Raw genomic sequence first — 18,920 nt, 5'->3', positions numbered from 1 at the left:
GTTCTTCTAGTTCAGCTCCAATTCGAAATAATATTCGGTTCCATCCGGGAACATACCCAAGACAACGATCTCTTCTCCCTGATGATCAGAAAGGAAGTCGATCAGCTCCTGAGCATTGTTGATTCTTGAGCGACCATTGTCCGCGATCACTGAAGTAATAATGAATCCATTTCTTGCTCCTGCCCTTCTCCAATCTTCATTGCCATTCATTTTAATCACAGCACCTCCGGAGATATTAAGCTGCTCTTTCTGGCTCTCTTTGAGATCTTCAAATTGAACTCCTTCAAAGGCATAGGATTTAGGAACTTCACGCTTGATGATATTGGTGTCACCGGAGAAATTTTTCAAAGTTGCAGTGACTTTTTTGGTCTTGCCGTCACGGATGTATTCTACCTCAACCTGATCACCAGGTCTCTTTCGAGCTACCATTTCCTGAAGCATGGCCACATTATTTACTTGGCGACCATCAACGGCAATGATAATATCTCCTTCTTGAAGGCCTGCTTCCTTTCCGGCAGAGTTCTCATTCACACCACCGATGTAAACCCCCTGCTCCACAGGGAAAGTTTTATTCAGTAGATCGGCCAACTCAGGAGAAACACTTTGGATATTGACTCCCAAAAGGCCTCTTTGAACTGCCCCATATTTCATCAGGTCATCCATTACCTTTTTCACCAAAGTACTTGGCACTGCGAAAGAATACCCTGAAAATGTACCTGTGCGAGTTGCAATCGCCGTATTGATCCCAATTAGTTCACCGGCAAGGTTAACCAAAGCTCCTCCTGAGTTTCCGGGATTAACCACCGCGTCTGTTTGAAGAAATGATTCGATTTGAAGATTGTTTTCAACCCCCTGAAGGATCCCAATATTTCTGGCTTTAGCCGAAATGATTCCCGCAGTCACGGTAGAGTTCAAATCAAAGGGATTTCCGACTGCAAGTACCCATTCTCCAATACTGGTTTGATCAGAATCACCAAACCGTACAAATGGAAGATTATTGGCGTCTATTTTCAGCAGCGCCAAATCAGTAGTCGGATCTGTTCCTACCAATGTAGCCTCATATCGCTTATTGTTTTCCAGAGAAATGTCAATTTTGGTAGCCCCATCGATCACGTGATTGTTGGTGACAATGTAGCCATCCGGAGAAATGATCACTCCTGAACCTGAACTCATGGGCATAGCCCCGCCTGGATTCTGTCTTTCCCTTGGGTCAGGGAAACCAAAGAATTCCTGAATAGGATCTCTTCCAGTTCTCGGAGTATAGGCAATCTGGCTTTTGACATGGACAACGGCTGGAGTCACCACTTGGGCTGCAGCTACGAAATTGATCCCATCCGGGACGGTGAAATTTTCCCCACCCAAGAGATTCACGAAACTGGCCTGCTGCTTTTCGTCAAATGAAGAAGCACTCTGTGGCTTCAAAAGAAAATTAACCCCTGCCAAGGCGACTACTCCACCTATCAGGGCCGCCATAAGCATACCTAGGAAGAATTGTCTCTTACTCATATATTTTGCTGTCATAGTTTTAATTTTGTTTGAAGTACAATCTAAGACTCAAAAAACGAACCTTAGGATACGATAGCCTTCCAAATTAACAAGAATTAACCGCATCCGCGAGTCCTACTGTATCAACAAAAAAAGAAAGAGTGGGTTTTCCCACTCTTTAATTATTTGACCTCAATGGAGGCCCTTTTTACCACCTTTTCCTTTTTCGGCAAGGTGATCTTTAGAAGACCATCTTCGTAGCTTGCTTCTACTTCATTCTCCTTAACATCTTCTGGGATGAAGAAAGATTTGACAAAAGAACCAAACTGAGTCTGTACACTATGAAAGTTTTTTCCTTCTTTCTTTTCTTCCATCTTTCTCTCTCCGGATATGGTCAGTTTACCATCCAAAAGATCGATTTTGAAATCCTGTTTCTTCACTCCTGGAACAGCCACGTGGATTTCATAGGACTTTTCATCTTCTGCTATATCTACAGCCGGATTAAATTGCCGCAAAGCAGAACCAAAAGAGTCATTGAAGAATCGATCGAGCATTCCGCTGAATGTCACGGGAAGCTGAGGGTCCAATTGATTGTTTCTTACGAGTTTCATAATTGTTGTTGGTTTTGCGTTCGTACATGTACTCCAACAAATTTGTACCAAGCCGAATTTCCAGTCATTTTGTCCTGTTTTTAGCCTTTTTTCTTATAGAAAAAGTCATTTTGTCTTATTTGATCAACCACTAATTCTCAGGAGTTCATCTTGATTTGAAGTGGAAATCCTTATTTTTACCTACAAACCACCCCAATATGCGTGCACTCGTTCGGGCGATCTGTCTGTTTTTCTGTTTGGTTCCATTCTATTCTTTTGGTCAAACCGAAGAAAGCGCCTCTATCATTGACACTCTTTTAGTCTCCAAAACGGATAGTCTCTTTTTAAATACAACCTCAGACACACTGAAAGTCACAGAACAGGGAAACCGCCTTCCGGGGTTGGATGAATTGACTAAAAAAGGGAAAATACTTACCATTCAATCCAATCAGATCAAGCTAGAACTCCAAAAACCATTGGATACAATCGGCATTGCCTCTGAACTGGAGGAGATAGATCTGGTTATAAGCAGTCTCGAAGAGCGGACAATAGATAATTCATTCAACTATAATTTTCGCTACATAAGTACTTTGAGCAGAATTTTAGAAAAGACGGAAGAACACAACTTAAATCTTGACAATACCATACAAGCAAGACTCAACCGTCTTACAGAAATAGACAGTATTTTAAGGGTATTTAGAAATGACCCTGTTTTACGGCTAAAGGTCAGAGACTCTCTATTGATTCCCAGATATACAAAAGAGATTGTCAATTTGAAATTAAACCTGAATAAGCTTGATAGCACGCTGTTCAAGCAAATCGTTCAGGCTGCCCGGATCCAGTCCGATTTGAGTTATCAGCACGTTAAAATTCAGGACTTAAAACAAAATCTGACTCAAAGACAAAAAAGACTAGAGGCCAATTTGTTTACCAAGCAAATCAATTACCTGTGGGAGGACCCTAAAATCCCGAACCCCAAATCAATATTTCAGATAACTCTGGAATCTTTTCGGATCAATTCAGTGGTGCTGAATCGTGAAATGAGAGGTCAGAGAATCAATTTCATTATTTCATTGATATTCTTTACAGCTTTGTTTGTTTGGATTATCAGCATTTTAAAGAAGTTGAAAAATCAAGAATCAGAGGGGGAGTTTTTTCTGAATCGGATGCGATTTCTGCCCAAATCTCCTTTCGCAGCCACCATGATCTTTGCCTTGCCGATATTGTATTTACTATTTGAGGCAGGCTCCATCACTTTCCTCTCCCTTGTTTTGTTTTTGTTGGTCTGCTTTTCCTCTGTGCTCATTTTTAAGTTTTATTCCACCCCAATCAGGATAAAATGGATAGGATTGGTACTGATCCTGATTTTCTTCACCCTTAGCAATTTGTACTTCGAAATGCTCTATCAAGAGCGAATGTATCTCTTGATCGGCAGCATTTTGGTCTTGTTGATCTATGGCAAGTACGGTTCATTTAGATTTTCTTCAGAGATAAATGATGAAATGAGATTCGTAAACATTGTGAGGAGAATCTCCATTTTTTTCCTCGTTTTGGGCATAATCGCCAACATTTTTGGGAGATATAGCCTGGCAAAAATCTTCAGTGTTTCTGGTTTGGTAAGTTTTACTTCGGCCGTGTCCTTATTCTTTTTTGTCCGGATCACCATGGAAATTACCTATCTTCTCCTGGAGGGAAAAAAGAAGCATAATCCCCTGGATATCATTCTCAATTTTGAGGAGCTACAAAAGAGAATGAAAAGCTTTATTTCTGTTTTGGCAATAACAGGATGGACTATTATCCTTCTGCACCATTTGACCGTCTATGAGTATTTCAAGGAGGTTTTGATCGAATTCATGAATACTCCGAGGACATTAGGAGATTCTAGTTTTACTTTTTCCAGCATATTCCTATTCATTGGCGTTCTATTTCTTTCATCTGTTTTGGCAAACAATATTGCTTTCTTTTTTGCCCAAAAAGACCAAACCAACTCAACCAGTAGAACCAAAAAACTGGGTAGTAGTGTACTAATTATCCGACTGGGAGTGTTAGGCCTGGGTTTTTTCATTGCGGCGACAGCAGCCAAAATCCCCTTGGACAAAATCACCATCGTGTTGGGAGCTCTTTCTGTAGGTATAGGCTTTGGCTTGCAGACCATCATCAACAATTTGGTATCTGGGGTCATTTTAGCTTTCGAACGCCCCATCCAAATCGGAGATGATATTGAAGTTGGCACGTTGACAGGAAAAGTTAAAGAAGTCGGAATCCGAGCCAGCAAAATCCTGGCTTATGATGGTTCGGAGATCATCGTCCCCAATGGTGACCTGCTTTCCCAAAGTTTGATCAACTGGACGCTATCTGATAAGCGGAGACGAATCGAACTTATTATCGGAGTCGCTTATCAGTCCCAAATGGATAAGGTACAGACTCTAATCCAGGAGGTACTGGACAAGGCCAGAATTCTGAAGTTTCCTCCTCCAAAAATTTTCATGCAAAACTTCGGTGAAAGCTCGGTGGATTTTCGGGTGCTTTTTTGGGTCGAATCCATGGACATTTATCTGGATGTCCGAAATGAAGTCATGAATGCCATTTTTGAGATTTTCCTGAAAAACGGGATCGAAATTCCCTATCCCAAAAGAGACCTGTACCTCAAGGAGCTTCCCAAATCGGAACATAAACCGTTTAAAAACGAAAAATCCCCGGAAGCGGATTCCGAGGATTCTGACACACAAACGTAACGTGTATGCTTAGGCCTTTTTGACGTTGATGGCGTTGGGTCCTTTTTTACCATCTTTGACGTCGTAGGTCACCTTGTCGTTTTGGGCAACTTTGTCAACCAACCCGGTAGCGTGTACAAACACGTCACCCTGAGTTTCGTCGTCAACGATAAAGCCGAAACCTTTGGCTTCATTGTAAAATTTTACTGTTCCGGTAAACATAATGAATTGTGATAAATTGTAATTGAAAGTGCTTTAAAAGTAAATATTTGATCGAGAAAAACAAAATAATCGTCTTTTTTCAGCCGTTATGAAAAAATTTATTCTGATTAGACATGGAAAGTCCGCTTGGGGTCAACCTTTTTTGGAAGATCACGATCGCCCTTTGGCAGAAAGAGGATTAAGGGATGCCCCAAAAATGGCCCAAAGACTCAAGAAAAAAAGAGTTTACCCTGATCTAATACTCAGCTCTTCGGCCTTGCGAGCCCTGGAAACAGCCAAAATCACAGCCCAAGAACTGGAATATCCAGAAAAAGAAATCAAGGCGGACCCGCATCTCTATCACGCCAGTCCGAATTCGATCCTGAAAATCCTGAGAATGCAACCGGATTCTGTAAACACACTTTTTCTTTTTGGTCACAATCCGGGCCTCAATGAGCTTGTAGCGTATTTAGGAGGGAAAATAGAGAATCTGCCCACTTCCGGCCAATTTGGATTTTATCTGGATGCGGAATCCTGGGAAGAACTCAAGCCTCAAAAGGTGAAAGTTTGGTTTGTAGATTTCCCAAAAAGAAAATCTTAGAAATCTCTTACATCCTGGACCACTTCTTCAAACCGTTCAGGATGGGCTATCAAGAGCTGAATTTTCAAGGCTACCTCCTCAGGAGTACTGAGTTTATGACTTGCCTTATAGTCTACAAATCTATCCAGGGCAGGAAAATCATCCGATTGCGCTCCTCGAATCTCAGCCTGCATCTCAGTATCCACTATTCCCGGAGCCAAAGAATAAACCTTAAAGCCATGACTCTTTAGTTCCTCTTGAGCCACTTTGGAAAACATGGCCAATCCAGCTTTGCTGCTGCAATACTCCGACCAGCCGGAGAGAGGCTTGTGTGCTGCCCCAGAACTGATATTTACCACAATTTTTTCGCCTTTTGCTCTACTGTAAGCTTTCACAAATCCATCGGTAATCATCATTGGGGCCAGGAGATTCAGGTTCATGGCACGTTGAATTCCTTTTGGATGAAGCTTGCCGACCGGCTTCACCTCTCCAATCCACCCGGCATTGTTGATGAGGATATGCCTATCAAAGGTACCCTTTGGAAAAAAACCGGGAATTTTAGCCTCTAATGCTCCTAGGTCACTTAGATCCAAGGATATCTCTAGCAAGTTTTCTTGATGTATTTCAAGGGGAGTTCTTGAAATAGCCACAATCTGATGATCCCTGAGATTTAAAAATTGATCCAAGATTGCTTTACCAAGGCCTTTTGAATGCCCGGTTAAAATTAAGAGAGTTTTCATAGTAATTCTTTATACTAACGGTTGAACCTAGAATTGAATTTTCGGCTTTCCATGGATCATTAAAAATCCAACGAGAATAAGTCAATTGGATTCTTTTAAAAGCATCCGGAATAATAAAGCTTATTGGTCAAGCTTCAGACTCTTCATTTAATAAATAATCTTTTTTTTGTTCGACACCCCCGATTTTTGAATATTGGACCCATATTGAAGAATACTTAATTCCTGTGAAACCAGAATATTAAACACCTTTGGAAATTTAGAATTAGTACTTGTAAACCATGAGATTGAAATACAGCTACCTCACCCTCATCCTTTTAGTTTTTTCCCTTGGATGTGAAGAAGACGAAGATTTTATCCCAACGCCGGGAGTTATTTACTCTTCTTCGGATGCCATCAATCGTTTCACCGAACTTGAGGAAGCTGGCATTTTAGTCCTCAACACTAATTTCAAAGATGACATTTACCAACTCATATTGGAAAACGGCGACACGCTCAAGCTGGACGCCCGAATTGTCAATGAATATCAATTGAAGGCAGAAGAATGGACCACCCAGATCAAATTCCAAGACGGAACTATAGGCAACGCTCCTTCTTTGGGAAACTCGCTGGACATCTTGCCGGAAAATATTCAACTAAATCCAAGTGGATTTGGACCCCTCAGCGCAAAAGTAGGTATTTCTATGCCTGTTAAAGGAAAATTCAAATTCCGTGTGATCGGTAAAAATGGACCAAGATCTGACATTGGATTTTCCCCTGCCACTTTTGCCAAAGATCATCAGCTGGATGTATTTGGCCTTTATGGAAATCATGAAAACACTCTGGAAATAAGCTTTTTGGATAACCTTGGCAAGGAAAGGATCAAGAAATCATTAATACTCAAAACAGACCCACTTCCCGAAAAGCTTCCTCTCATTGAAATCGATGTAGCTAAAAGAGAGGAAATGGAAGGTGACCTGACCTTGGTCAGTTATCGTGGTCTTGGGATTCCTTTCATGCCATTTATTATGGATTCATTTGGTGATTTCAGATGGTATTTGGACTTTTCAGAACATCCGGTACTCAGCAGAATGTCTTTCGGGTGCGGCATCGAAAGACTAAAAAACGGGAACCTATACTTCGGTGATGACACAATTCATGAGGTATTTGAATTAGATTTTCATGGGAATGTGGTGAAATCATGGAAGTTTGAAGGCTACACCTTCCACCACAATGTCATTGAGAAGCCCAATGGCAATTTACTGGTAGCTGCATCCAAGAATACTAGTCAGCACCTCAATGGGAAAACCACAATCAATGACATTATTTTGGAGCTAGACCGGACAAGTGGCCAAATCGTAAAAGAATGGGATCTAAAACAATGTCTGGATGAAAACCGCATAGTTTGGATGAATAACTTGGGCAATGCGGTAGTCAACTGGCTCCATAACAATGGTCTATACTACGATGAAAACGACGACTCGATCATCATCACAGCCAGATTCCAAGGAGCCATGAAAATCACTTCAGACAATCGCCTGAAGTGGATCCTTGCTCCACATTTGGATTGGGGAAAAGATAGAAACGGGATAGATTTGACGACCAAGCTTCTCCAGCCATTGGACCAAAACAATCAGCCCATTACCGATTTGGATGTGTTGGAGGGTAGGACTAATCACCCGGAATTTGAATGGGCTTGGTATCCACATGCCCCTTTGGTCAAATCAAGAGGAGTTTTCATGTTTTTTGACAACGGAGATACACGAAACTATGCCAAATCGGAGTTTTACAGCCGGGCAGTGGAGTATAGGATAGATGAAGAAAACATGACCGTAAAGCAGGTTTGGCAATATGGAAAGGAAAGAGAGATTGAGACCTATTCCCGAATCCAATCCGATGTGGATTTCCTTCCCAACAAAAACAATGTTTTATTTATTCCTGGCTGGAATGTAGACAATGGCGGAAAATTCGGAGGGAAAGTCGTTGAAATAGACTACACTTCCCGAGAGGTAGTTTTTGAAGCTAAAATCTCACCTTCCTCCGGTCAACAAGCCTTGCATCGGGCAGAAAAAATCAGTTTCTATTAGGATGTCCATTCCACCAAATCCGGTCAAATGAGGGATTTGGTCATTTGAAAAAAAGGGCTTTTTCTTGAGAAAAAGCCCTTTTTTGGGTAATAAACAACAATCCCAATTCCACCCTTTGGTTAAAGGATATACTGAGAAAGATCTCTGTTTTTCACTAGCGTACTCAATCTGTCATGAACCATCTCCTTGGTAACCATGATTCTGGAATTGGGTTCTATCGTATCCGGTACCTCAAAGAGAAAATCATTCAACAGGTGGCTCATGACCGTATGCAGTCTTCTCGCTCCGATATTTTCCACTTCCTGATTGATCAAAAAGGCCAATCGGGCTATTTCCTCAATAGCTTCATCATTAAACTCCAAAGAAACCTGCTCTGCCTCAAAAAGGGCTTGATATTGCTTGGTCAAGGCATTTTTGGGTTCCCTGAGGATTCTCGAAAAATCCTCTTGAGTCAGGCTACTGAGCTCTACACGAATTGGAAATCGTCCCTGAAGTTCTGGAATCAAGTCCGATGGCTTGCTCACATGAAATGCCCCCGCAGCTATAAACAGGACGTGATCGGTATTGACCACCCCGTATTTGGTATTCACAGCAGAGCCTTCGACAATAGGCAACAAATCCCGCTGCACTCCCTCTCTACTTACATCGGGACCTCCCCCGTTTTTTCCGGACTTTGAAGCGATTTTATCGATTTCGTCGATGAAAATAATCCCGTTGTTCTCGGCAAGCTTGATCGCTTCTTCTTTGACTTCATCAAAATCCACCAATTTGGCTGTCTCCTCTTCCAAAAGCACCTTTCTGGCTTCAGCAATGCTGAGTTTTCGCTTCTTGGTCTTTTTAGGCATCATCCCGGAAATCATGTCCTGAAGTCCTGCCATGCTGGCATCATCAATCATTCCATTGCCAATCATCCCTATACCTACAGGAGCACTGGCTTTGACATTGATTTCAATCTTGCGGTCATCAAGTTCACCGTTTCGGAGTTTTTCCCTGAATCTCTCCCGAGTCCGCTCATTGAGCTCCTCGTCTGAGCTGGGTTCAGCATTAAGATCTGGAGCAACAGGCATGTTGCGAGTAAAGCCCGGGCTCTTCACAGGAGGAATCAAAATGTCCAGGATAATTTCCTCCACTGCTTCTGCGGCTTTGATTTTTACTGCCTCGTTTTTAACCTCACGCACTAAGTGAACAGATTGCTCAACCAAGTCGCGAACCATGCTCTCCACATCTCTACCTACATAGCCCACTTCTGTAAACTTGGAAGCTTCTACCTTGGTGAATGGTGCCTGAGCTACTTTGGCCAATCTGCGGGCGATTTCAGTCTTACCTACCCCGGTGCTTCCAATCATAAGGATATTGTTTGGTACGATATCCTTTTGAATTTCCGATTTCACCATCATCCTACGGATTCTATTCCGGAGAGCAATGGCAACATTTCTTTTTGCGTCTTTTTGACCTATGATGTATTTATCCAATTCCCCGACTATCTGCCGAGGGGTGAGTGAATCAATTGAATTCATGCTAAAATGGTTAAGTTGAAAGGCTTGGTCAGCCTTATGCACTAAATCTTTCCCAAAGGACTTCCTTTAATCCTTGGACTTATTTTCATCAGTGAAAGTAAACTTCATTGGCTTATCCACTTTGGATTTGGTCAAAGCTACTTCCAATACCTCTCCCACTCGATCCACAAAATGGAAAGTGATTCCTTTTACATATTGAGGATCGATTTCTTCGATATCCCTTTTGTTCTTTTTGCAAAGAATAATTTCCTTGATCCCGGCTCTTTTTGCCGCCAGAATCTTTTCCTTGATCCCACCAACTGGCATTACTTTACCGATCAGACTGATCTCACCGGTCATGGCGACTTTTGCTTTCACCTTTCTTTGGGTGTAGACGGAGGCCATGGCTGTGAGCATGGTGATCCCTGCTGAAGGTCCGTCTTTGGGCACTGCACCAGCAGGCACATGGATATGCAGGTCGTATTGATCAAATACCCGATGGTCAATTCCCAAGGTTTCAGCCTTGGACTTAAGATAGGAAAGGGCCGTCATAGCCGACTCCTTCATCACATCTCCCAATTGACCAGAAAGGGTCAATTTACCCCGACCCTTGCTGAGACTGGATTCAATGAAAAGAATCTCTCCACCCACACTAGTCCAGGCTAGCCCGGTTACCACCCCTGCTTCGCTGTTGTCCTGATAGCTTTCTTTGTCAAAAATCTCAGACCCGAGGATTTTTCTTACTGCCTCAGGAGTGATTTTGTGATCGTACTCCTCTTCCATGGCAATGGATTTGGCGATGTTTCGGACTACTTTCCCAATGGCTCTTTCCAGATTTCTAACTCCGGATTCACGAGTGTAGTCTTCGATTATTTTTGTCAGCGCTGCTTTTTCAATGGAAATATCCCTGGACTTCAAGCCGTGTTCTTTTCGCTGCTTGGGGACCAAATGTCTTTTGGCAATTTCCAACTTTTCCTCGATGGTATAGCCGGTGACTTCGATGATCTCCATCCGGTCTCTCAGAGCAGGCTGAATGGTATCCAGGGAATTGGCAGTAGCGATGAAGAGCACCTTACTCAAGTCGTATTCTACCTCCAGGTAATTGTCCAAGAAGGCGAAATTTTGCTCGGGATCCAGAACTTCAAGAAAGGCAGAAGAAGGGTCACCTCTGAAATCGGAAGAAAGTTTGTCTATCTCATCCAGCACAAATACGGGATTGGAGATTTTTACTTTCTTCATATTCTGGATGATTTTTCCAGGCATCGCACCCACATAGGTCTTGCGGTGTCCTCGGATTTCTGCCTCATCATGAAGTCCACCGAGCGACATACGAATGTATTTTCTTCCCAAAGCCGCTGCAATGGATTTTCCCAGAGAGGTTTTTCCTACCCCTGGAGGTCCATAAAGGCAAAGGATAGGTCCTTTAAGATCGTTTTTCAGCTTGAGTACAGCAAGATATTCGATGATTCGGTCTTTGACTTTTTCCAAACCAAAGTGATCTGCATCTAAAATTGCCCGGGCATGCTTCAGGTCAAAATTATCCTGGGTGAATTCATTCCAAGGCAGTTCGACCATCGTCTCGGCATAATTGAGCGCGATGGGATACTCGGCTGCTGATGGGTTGATCCGCAGGATTTTATCCAGCTCTTTTTCAAAGTGCTTTTTTACTTCAGCAGGCCAGTTTTTTTGGGCCCCTCTGACTCTCAGGTCTTCCACCTCTTTCTCCGGACCTTCTTCTCCCAACTCAGTTTGCAGCACCTTCATCTGCTGACGCAGGAAGTAATCCCTCTGCTGCTGATCAATATCGGTATGGACTTTCTTCTGGATTTCCGACTTCAATTCCAACATTTGGATATCCTTCATCATGAATTCCAAAAGCAAAGTGGCTCGCTCCACCCCATCATTTATCTCCAGCAGACGCTGCTTGGATTCTACGGGGGCATTGATGTTAGACGAAAGAAAATGAGTCAGGAAAGGCGTATTATCAATATTGTCCAATGCCACCTGGGCTTCTCTTGGGATTTCCGGATTCAGATGGAGAATCTTGGTTGCTGCTTCTTTTAGAGATTCCTCCAGTGCTTTGATTTTCTTGGAATTCTTTGGGAAATTTTCCTCCAAATAATCCACTTTGGCTACAAAGTAGGGATCATCAGAAAGGGTTTCTTTGATCTGAAAGCGCTTTTTCCCCTGAATAATTATAGTAGTATTTCCATCAGGAAGGACAATCATCTTGATGATTTTAGCCAAAGTACCCACATGATAGATATCCTCCCAGGACGGATCGTCATTGTTGGGATTGATTTGTGCGCAGACACCAATCAGTTTGTTCCCCTTGTAGGCTTTCTTGACTAGACGTATAGATCGCTGCCGTCCAACAGTGATGGGAATCACCACTCCAGGAAAAAGCACCGTGTTGCGGACAGAAAGTATAGGAATCTCCTCGACATAGGATTCGCTACCCGGGTCTTGCTCTTCTTCATCTGTAATCAGTTGAATCAGATCTCCTTCGGCGGCAAAATCACCATTCATCAGGTTTTGGAAAATATTAGTTTCGTATTGGCTCATAAAGACAGGATGACAGACAAGCTGTCGGTGTATAGCTAAAATAAGAGAAGAACCCTCAAATAACGAAGGTTCTTCTGTAAGGTTCAAGGTCAGTGCCAAAAGAGAAGCGGGTCAAAATGGCAGGTCATCCCTATTTCGATTTAATAGAAATAGTTCGGATCAAACTCCACAATGCCTCCAAATCCAAAATAATAAAATTTGTCCCCCACCTGGAATCCTCCATATTGTGGGGCATACCCATAGCGTTCATTCCAAAAGGATGGAGTTTCAATTTGCCAGGTATCCATGTTTACCACAGTCCAAAAATACTCCGATTTGAAATAGACCTGATTGCCAATTCTCACTGACTGATTAGCCCAAGAGCCAAAGGTCTGGTTTTCGAAGAATTGGATCAGTTCCCACTCCCATTTGGTTTTATTGAACTGAAAAATCCCGGTTCCATACCTAGTGGTCTGATCAAACGCGACATAAGAAGCTGAGTAAATCTCGTTGTTCCTTTCAAAGGAAGTGTAAAAGTTAAATACCCCGTCGTGTTGACTTAAGCTTGGCAGCTTTTTCCAAAGGTTTGTTTTCAGATCAAATAGATAGCGCTGAATGTCACCGTCATAGCCTGTATTTATCTCTATTCTATCACCTTGGTAATAGAGTTGGCCCTGATTATAGACGATGGATTGAAAGGAATTATCCTCGCTGGGAATGGAAGGAAGTTTTCTGACTTGTTTGGTTGCTGGATCAAAGGAGAAGAAAAGCTTTTCACTGGAAGTCTCCTCAGTAGCTTGGGTGGCAAAGTAAACTTTCCCCTCTGCTGCTATGGCAAACATTCTTGATGGATTTCTGGAAGAAATTGGTATCTGAGCCACCAATTTCATAGAGGAAACACTTGGATCTATTTCATAAATCCCTGCCGATGAAATCCAATACCCTTTGTTGCCCAGGGAGACGGTCCTGCCATCATGTCCATAAAAAAAATCCTCAAAAAGAATAATAGGAATCCCCGGAGCAGTCCAAGTAATGGAAAATGCATTTTCACTCCTCTTTCCTCCGTTGGTTAGATAGAGAAGCGTCTCCCGCCTACCTGGATTTTCTCCATTGAATTCAAAGGAAATCTCCATTTCATTAGATTTCAAAGAATTCACTTGATACCTAAATATTCCCGGAGAAAACTCAAGGCTGTTAAAATCAATAGAAAAAGGATTGAAATTCTCACCTTTTAGCGTAAAAGAACCCGAGAAACCGTTGAATGTAGTTTTTTGGTCAGGATAAATGACCGTTTCTTTCAACGCCAAGAGGTTGTTCATCAGGTAGGAATTCCCCCTGATGATCAGTTCGAGGGAAGGATTTAGCTCTGTAAATAGTGCATTTAATCCCACTTTGATTTCCTGATCGCCATTACCCTTGACATCCAAGAGATAGGTTTCTCCCTTCTGATTCTTATACTTCACCTGAACCGAATTATCCTGAAGGTACTTTCCTTTGATCACCAGGTCTTCGGTATATCCCAAGCTAGCACCTTGCTCAAGAAGAATTTCCGGCGCTTTGAAAGAGAAAATTTGCTGAACTTTCAAGACTTTTCCGGCTACACTGAGTTCCACCTCAAGGGTTTGAGCCAATCCTTCACCGGACGGGAAGGTCAGACCTCTTGGAATGATCACCTCGAAAAATTGATCCTCCACCCTTCCGATCGGGGCAATGACCTCTTGGATTTTGGCAGCGTACTTGTTTTCTACTTTGGATAGATTTCTTGCAAAAACTCTCAGCGTATCTCCAAAATAGACTTCATTGGGTACTTCGATCCGCTCAAAAATAAATCCTTCGGATCCCTGACTGGTAAAACTGTAGGGTTTCGAATACACGGTCCCTTCGCTCGTACGTAGAAAAGCAGATACATAGATCGTCTCCCCAACTCGCATGGAATGGGTGGCCTTTAGCTTAAACTCCTTTTGCGGCTTACCCGCTTCACTGACCCGGTCCGAATTGCTTAAGGTAAGGTTAATCGTATTTCCATAGACGAATCCGTATTCCAAAATATCATCTGATCCATAATCCAAAATACTCGCCGAAAACTCCGCTCCCGTGGCATCCACTAATTGAACGAGCGCCACTGTGAATCTCGGGTTGGTCCTTGGTGCCACTTCTTCTTCAGAGCAGGCGATTCCCAGCAGGGAAATAAACAGAAAAGCAAAAATTCTTGATTTCATGGCTTAAAATTCGATTCCAAACTGAACGGATAATCTTTGACGGGCATATTCTGAACTTCGGTTGATCAGGCTGAATTGATAATACCCACCTTGAGAAGTCCATTCCAATTCAGTAAAAAATCGACCTTTGCCCTTCAACTGAAAATTAGACCCCAACTTGAGACCAGGAATGAATTTGGGATTAAGTGGATTAGTAATCGACTGCTCCGAAATTCTGATTTCATTTCTCGAAAGCAATTCTTCATCCACGATTCCTCCACTCGTGGTTACCTTCCCCAACCACAAGCCGGCAGACAAACCAGCATAAATTTCCACTTGACTTTGTTTTAGAATACTGTATTGAAAAGACCAAGGAATATAGACTGCCGTTTCCTTCAGCTGTTCTGATCCGGTCACAAGGACCGTGTTGTTAAAATAACTCGAAGCTAATTCGGTCTCAAAAAAAGAAAAGGCCACCCGAAGTTCTGTACTAAATCGGGGCAACACTCTCAGCTCGTGAAATCGGACTCCAACAAAACCGAAATAGCCCAGATGAGCGCCTAGCTGATTGGCCTGATCAATATAATTCTCTTCAGGACTAATGGAAAAGTAGGAAAAGCCACCCCCAAAAATTGGAGAAACCTGAACCAGAGGAATTTTACTCAAATGAAACTCAAAGCTTTGATTGCTGCATTGGAGGTATTCCTGAACTATTCGAACAAAGGATTGGTCTCCAAATGGGAGTTTGTCAATCTCAGAGTAGCGAACCACTCCACATTCTCCAGTTAGGAATTGTTTCAAAGTGGCAATATAGGGTTTGGCAAACCGTTTTACCGACCGATCGTTGATTATCACATCTTCATACTTGGCTTTCAGCTCCTCAAACCGGGATCCATTATCAAGAAAATACCTCCCACGATACTTACTGAGTTCTATAGCTCCAGAGACCATGACCTGTAGAAATATCAATTCTTCACCATCCGGCAAAACACGGGAATAGAATAATTGTCCGTTATCCAATCCAAAACCCTCCAATTCTCCAGGCGTGTAAGTCACTTGTTTTCCGTCCTTCTCAAAAATCACCTCTGCATAATTGGTCAAATTATAGCTTCTGACCACTCTTCCAAAGACCTTTTCGCCTGAGGCTAAAATAACAAAATCGGATTCTTGGGTGGTGCCCAATGGAATCGAAGACCAAAGCTCACCGGAAAAATTCTTCGTTTGTCCTTGAGCGGTAAAAAAAGCCAAGTAAACCAGCCCCAGTGCTAAAAACCTAATCATATTGCTGAATTTTGGTCCGATTTACAAAAGAAAAAGCTTACGTCAAACTAATTTTAAAAAATTTAGTTACCCTTTATAAAAATTAATTTTTTTACCCCTTTTTTAATTAAAATTCACCTTTGGGATTAAATCTTTTTTCCCTTGAAAAAAACAAAGCCCGGATAAACCGGGCTCTTCCCATTATAGGGTATTGATTTCTGAGGGAAATGCTTTGAATTTTATTATTTGTAAATTTGGTGCCATTAGCCTATTTAGAAGCACAAATGAACTATCAATTGTCAACTCTCGCTCTTCTTCTGTCTTCCGTCTTCGGTCTTCCAGCCCCAAATCAGGAAAATATTTGTCTACTGGCAGAATAGCGTATAATCAGATTTGTAAATCAGCATTTCTTGACTTTAGCTGAACAGCTTCAAAATATCATTGCCAATCGCGAATACCATTAAGGCCAGCAAAATGACCATGCCGACTTTCTGTGCATTCTCCAAAAACTTATCCGAAGGTGCTCTTCCAGATACCATTTCATAAAGCAAAAACATGACATGTCCCCCGTCTAATGCCGGAATTGGCAACAAGTTCATGAAGGCTAGGATCATGGAAATCAAACCCGTAATACTCCAGAATTTAACCCAATCCCACCGGTTACCATAAATTTTGGCCATTCCGATAGGACCACTGACATTCTTTGCAGATACCTCCCCGGTAAACATTTTGCCCAAAGCCTTGGCATTGACAATCACCACCCCAAAAGCCCGTGCAGTACCTTTGGAAAGAGCCTCTCCTATGCCATATTCTCTTCGGACAGGTTCGATAAGCGGGTTAGCTGCAATGCCTATGGTCCCTTCGGCAGATACAGGCACCATCAGGGTATCCATTCTTCCCGAAGAGGAAATTACCAATTCGGCTTCCTTATTTTTTACCTCAGCCAAAGCCGACTGAAGCTGGTCAAAGTAATTGATTACCAGACCATTGACAGCGATAATCTTATCTCCGGCCTCGATTCCTGCTGCCTTGGCAGCTCCATCCGGAGATACTTCCAACACATCAAACGGAAACCGGACAGCCACAAACTTGCTGAAGGCTTCTTCTGAATTGAAGGTATTGATGAATCCTCTTGGTATTTCAACTTTAAGTTTTTCGCCGTTTCGATCAACTGTGTAATATCCATTTTCGCTAAGCAAAGCAGATCCACTTGTCAATTCGGTGATACTTTGGTAAGGAACACCATTGATATCCAAAACTTTGTCTCCAGTCTGGAAACCGATCGCTTCTCCGTATTCATAGGCGACGATGCCATTTTGAATTACCTGATCTCTTGAAAAGTAGGTCTCACCATTTTTGTAAACCAAAACCACAAAAATGACAATTCCTGTAATCACATTGACGATAATCCCTCCCAACATCACGATCAATCGCTGCCAAGCTGGCTTGGATCGGAATTCCCAAGGTTGTGGCTCTGAGGCCATTTGGGCGGTATCCATCGACTCGTCCACCATTCCGGAGATTTTCACAAAACCTCCCAAAGGAATTGCTCCGATGGAATATTCCGTTTCTCCCCATTGGAATCCAGCGATTTTCGGAGGAAAACCGATGGAGAATTTTTCTACTCTCATGCCAAACATCTTGGCCGTAAGCAAGTGACCCAGCTCATGAAGGCCCACTAAGATCGACAATCCCAGGAGCAGCTGTCCCACCATAATTAAAGTTTCCATTTATACTTTTGACTTAATTAAATTTTCTGTAATCATTCTTGCCTCCGCGTCGCCTGCCACATAATCTTCCAGACTGGGATGAGCTACGAAAGAGGCCTTTGTTAAAGTTTCCTCGATCAAATCAGACATTTCCAAAAATCCCACCTCACGATTTAAAAACGCTGCCACGGCAATCTCATTGGCTGCATTGAGCACACAGGGAGCGTTTCCACCCTTGGCCAAAGCGTCAAAGGCCAGCTGAAGGTTCCGGAAAGTTTTCATATCCGGCTGCTCGAAGGTCAATTGGGGATATTTGGTAAAGTCAAATCGCTCAAAGTCACTCTTGAGTCGATGAGGATAGCTCAAGGCAAACTGAATAGGGATACGCATATCCGGCAGTCCAAGTTGTGCTTTGATCGACCCATCTTCAAACTGCACCAAAGAATGAATGATGCTCTGAGGATGGACTACGACTTCGATTTGTTCGGTTTTCAATCCAAAAAGCCATTTGGCTTCGATTACTTCCAAGCCCTTATTCATCAAAGAAGCAGAATCAATCGTGATTTTAGCACCCATATCCCAGTTGGGATGCTTGAGCGCCTGCTCTCGGGTGACGGTTTCCAAAAAGGCTCTGTCTTTTCCACGGAATGGACCTCCCGAGGCGGTCAAGATGATTTTCTCAATAGGATTATGAAATTCTCCAACCAAGCATTGGAAAATGGCTGAGTGCTCCGAATCCACAGGATAAATATTGACTCCGTTTTCTTTGGCTAAAGCAGTGATGATTTCTCCTGCTACGACCAGAGTTTCTTTATTGGCTAGCGCAATCTGCTTACCTGCTTTGATCGCATGCACAGTGGGAATCAAACCAGAATAGCCGACCAAAGCAGTCAAAACCACATCGATAGTTTCCATTTCCACTACTTGGGCAATTGCTTTTTGCCCGGCAAATACCTTAATATCGTGTGAAATCAGCGCCTCTTTTACTTTTGGATAGTTGGCCTCATTGCCAATCACCACAGCGTTGGGCTTAAACTCCAAGGCCTGAGCAATCAAAAGATCACAGTTGTTTTGGGCAGTAAGGACCTCCACTTCAAAATCTTCAGGATGCTGTCTGATCACATCCAGGGTTTGGGTACCTATACTTCCTGTACTGCCAAGAATGGCTATTCGTTTGGGTTGGGTCATTCAGAAAGACTTTGGGATCAAACAAAAACCTTCCGAATGCCGGAAGGTTCGATCCAAGACTGACAAAATTACCAAATGCAGGGAGTTTTCCTTGTACACTTCGTCACATTTTGCCGATTGGGACAATTTTTGATCCACTTAGGGCAGATTTA

The 18,920-nt window shown here is 42.6% G+C and carries 13 protein-coding genes; 3 read left to right on the top strand and 10 right to left on the bottom strand.

From position 1 onward, the window contains the following. Window positions 1-6: 6 nt before the first annotated feature. Together AAA942_RS18695 and AAA942_RS18690 are read right to left on the bottom strand one after the other, a co-directional pair. On the bottom strand, window positions 7-1,506 hold the full coding sequence (locus AAA942_RS18695) for a S1C family serine protease (RefSeq protein WP_338221965.1): 1,500 nt from the start codon (window positions 1,504-1,506) through the stop codon (window positions 7-9). A gap of 161 nt (window positions 1,507-1,667) precedes the next feature. Continuing rightward, a complete protein-coding gene (locus AAA942_RS18690) occupies window positions 1,668-2,096 on the bottom strand; it encodes an Hsp20/alpha crystallin family protein (protein WP_338221825.1) in 429 nt (142 codons plus the stop codon). Window positions 2,097-2,293: 197 nt separating this feature from the next. Between AAA942_RS18690 and AAA942_RS18685 the strand changes: the two genes are divergently transcribed. Then, window positions 2,294-4,810 carry a mechanosensitive ion channel family protein gene (locus AAA942_RS18685; protein ID WP_338221824.1) on the top strand — a complete coding sequence of 839 codons (2,517 nt, stop codon included), beginning with the start codon at window positions 2,294-2,296 and terminating at the stop codon, window positions 4,808-4,810. Window positions 4,811-4,819: 9 nt separating this feature from the next. Here AAA942_RS18685 and AAA942_RS18680 read toward each other — a convergent pair whose 3' ends face one another. Further along, window positions 4,820-5,011: a cold-shock protein gene (locus tag AAA942_RS18680; protein WP_338221823.1), complete on the bottom strand. Its 192-nt coding sequence runs from the start codon at window positions 5,009-5,011 to the stop codon at window positions 4,820-4,822. Between the two features lie 88 nt (window positions 5,012-5,099). Between AAA942_RS18680 and AAA942_RS18675 the strand changes: the two genes are divergently transcribed. After that, complete coding sequence (locus AAA942_RS18675) at window positions 5,100-5,591, top strand: SixA phosphatase family protein (RefSeq protein ID WP_338221822.1); 492 nt, start codon at window positions 5,100-5,102, stop codon at window positions 5,589-5,591. Here the strand turns inward: AAA942_RS18675 and AAA942_RS18670 are convergent. Then, window positions 5,588-6,310, bottom strand: coding sequence for an SDR family NAD(P)-dependent oxidoreductase (locus tag AAA942_RS18670; RefSeq protein WP_338221821.1), 723 nt, complete (start codon window positions 6,308-6,310; stop codon window positions 5,588-5,590). The two genes, AAA942_RS18675 and AAA942_RS18670, sit on opposite strands and share 4 nt — an antisense overlap. A gap of 278 nt (window positions 6,311-6,588) precedes the next feature. Here AAA942_RS18670 and AAA942_RS18665 point away from each other — a divergent pair, with 278 nt between their 5' ends. Next, on the top strand, window positions 6,589-8,373 hold the full coding sequence (locus AAA942_RS18665) for an aryl-sulfate sulfotransferase (protein WP_338221820.1): 1,785 nt from the start codon (window positions 6,589-6,591) through the stop codon (window positions 8,371-8,373). Window positions 8,374-8,492: 119 nt separating this feature from the next. Here AAA942_RS18665 and hslU read toward each other — a convergent pair whose 3' ends face one another. From hslU to AAA942_RS18635, 6 genes are all read right to left on the bottom strand, one after another. Then, entirely contained in the window at window positions 8,493-9,890 is a 1,398-nt protein-coding gene (gene hslU, locus AAA942_RS18660) for an ATP-dependent protease ATPase subunit HslU (RefSeq protein WP_338221819.1), read from the bottom strand. A 66-nt stretch (window positions 9,891-9,956) separates the two neighbouring features. After that, complete coding sequence (gene lon / locus AAA942_RS18655; protein WP_338221818.1) at window positions 9,957-12,434, bottom strand: endopeptidase La; 2,478 nt, start codon at window positions 12,432-12,434, stop codon at window positions 9,957-9,959. A gap of 140 nt (window positions 12,435-12,574) precedes the next feature. Further along, window positions 12,575-14,632, bottom strand: coding sequence for a hypothetical protein (locus AAA942_RS18650; RefSeq protein WP_338221817.1), 2,058 nt, complete (start codon window positions 14,630-14,632; stop codon window positions 12,575-12,577). Window positions 14,633-14,635: 3 nt separating this feature from the next. Next, entirely contained in the window at window positions 14,636-15,892 is a 1,257-nt protein-coding gene (locus AAA942_RS18645) for a hypothetical protein (RefSeq protein ID WP_338221816.1), read from the bottom strand. Between the two features lie 395 nt (window positions 15,893-16,287). Beyond that, entirely contained in the window at window positions 16,288-17,601 is a 1,314-nt protein-coding gene (rseP, locus tag AAA942_RS18640; protein ID WP_338221815.1) for an RIP metalloprotease RseP, read from the bottom strand. After that, complete coding sequence (locus AAA942_RS18635; RefSeq protein WP_338221814.1) at window positions 17,602-18,768, bottom strand: 1-deoxy-D-xylulose-5-phosphate reductoisomerase; 1,167 nt, start codon at window positions 18,766-18,768, stop codon at window positions 17,602-17,604. It lies immediately after the preceding gene. Between the last annotated feature and the right edge of the window lie 152 nt (window positions 18,769-18,920).

This window comes from Algoriphagus sp. oki45 (assembly GCF_036245605.1).
Classification (GTDB): Bacteria; Bacteroidota; Bacteroidia; order Cytophagales; family Cyclobacteriaceae; genus Algoriphagus.
This window is presented reverse-complemented; position numbering and strand designations above follow the sequence as displayed.

What these genes read in the sequence shown, in the direction of transcription:
- AAA942_RS18685 (WP_338221824.1), top strand. Translation starts at nt 2,294, where the DNA reads ATGCGTGCACTCGTTCGGGCGATCTGTCTGTTTTTCTGTTTGGTTCCA.
- AAA942_RS18675 (WP_338221822.1), top strand. Translation starts at nt 5,100, where the DNA reads ATGAAAAAATTTATTCTGATTAGACATGGAAAGTCCGCTTGGGGTCAA.
- AAA942_RS18670 (WP_338221821.1), bottom strand. Translation starts at nt 6,310, where the DNA reads ATGAAAACTCTCTTAATTTTAACCGGGCATTCAAAAGGCCTTGGTAAA.
- AAA942_RS18650 (WP_338221817.1), bottom strand. Translation starts at nt 14,632, where the DNA reads ATGAAATCAAGAATTTTTGCTTTTCTGTTTATTTCCCTGCTGGGAATC.
- hslU (WP_338221819.1), bottom strand. Translation starts at nt 9,890, where the DNA reads ATGAATTCAATTGATTCACTCACCCCTCGGCAGATAGTCGGGGAATTG.
- AAA942_RS18635 (WP_338221814.1), bottom strand. Translation starts at nt 18,768, where the DNA reads ATGACCCAACCCAAACGAATAGCCATTCTTGGCAGTACAGGAAGTATA.
- lon (WP_338221818.1), bottom strand. Translation starts at nt 12,434, where the DNA reads ATGAGCCAATACGAAACTAATATTTTCCAAAACCTGATGAATGGTGAT.
- AAA942_RS18665 (WP_338221820.1), top strand. Translation starts at nt 6,589, where the DNA reads ATGAGATTGAAATACAGCTACCTCACCCTCATCCTTTTAGTTTTTTCC.
- AAA942_RS18695 (WP_338221965.1), bottom strand. Translation starts at nt 1,506, where the DNA reads ATGAGTAAGAGACAATTCTTCCTAGGTATGCTTATGGCGGCCCTGATA.
- AAA942_RS18690 (WP_338221825.1), bottom strand. Translation starts at nt 2,096, where the DNA reads ATGAAACTCGTAAGAAACAATCAATTGGACCCTCAGCTTCCCGTGACA.
- AAA942_RS18645 (WP_338221816.1), bottom strand. Translation starts at nt 15,892, where the DNA reads ATGATTAGGTTTTTAGCACTGGGGCTGGTTTACTTGGCTTTTTTTACC.
- AAA942_RS18680 (WP_338221823.1), bottom strand. Translation starts at nt 5,011, where the DNA reads ATGTTTACCGGAACAGTAAAATTTTACAATGAAGCCAAAGGTTTCGGC.
- rseP (WP_338221815.1), bottom strand. Translation starts at nt 17,601, where the DNA reads ATGGAAACTTTAATTATGGTGGGACAGCTGCTCCTGGGATTGTCGATC.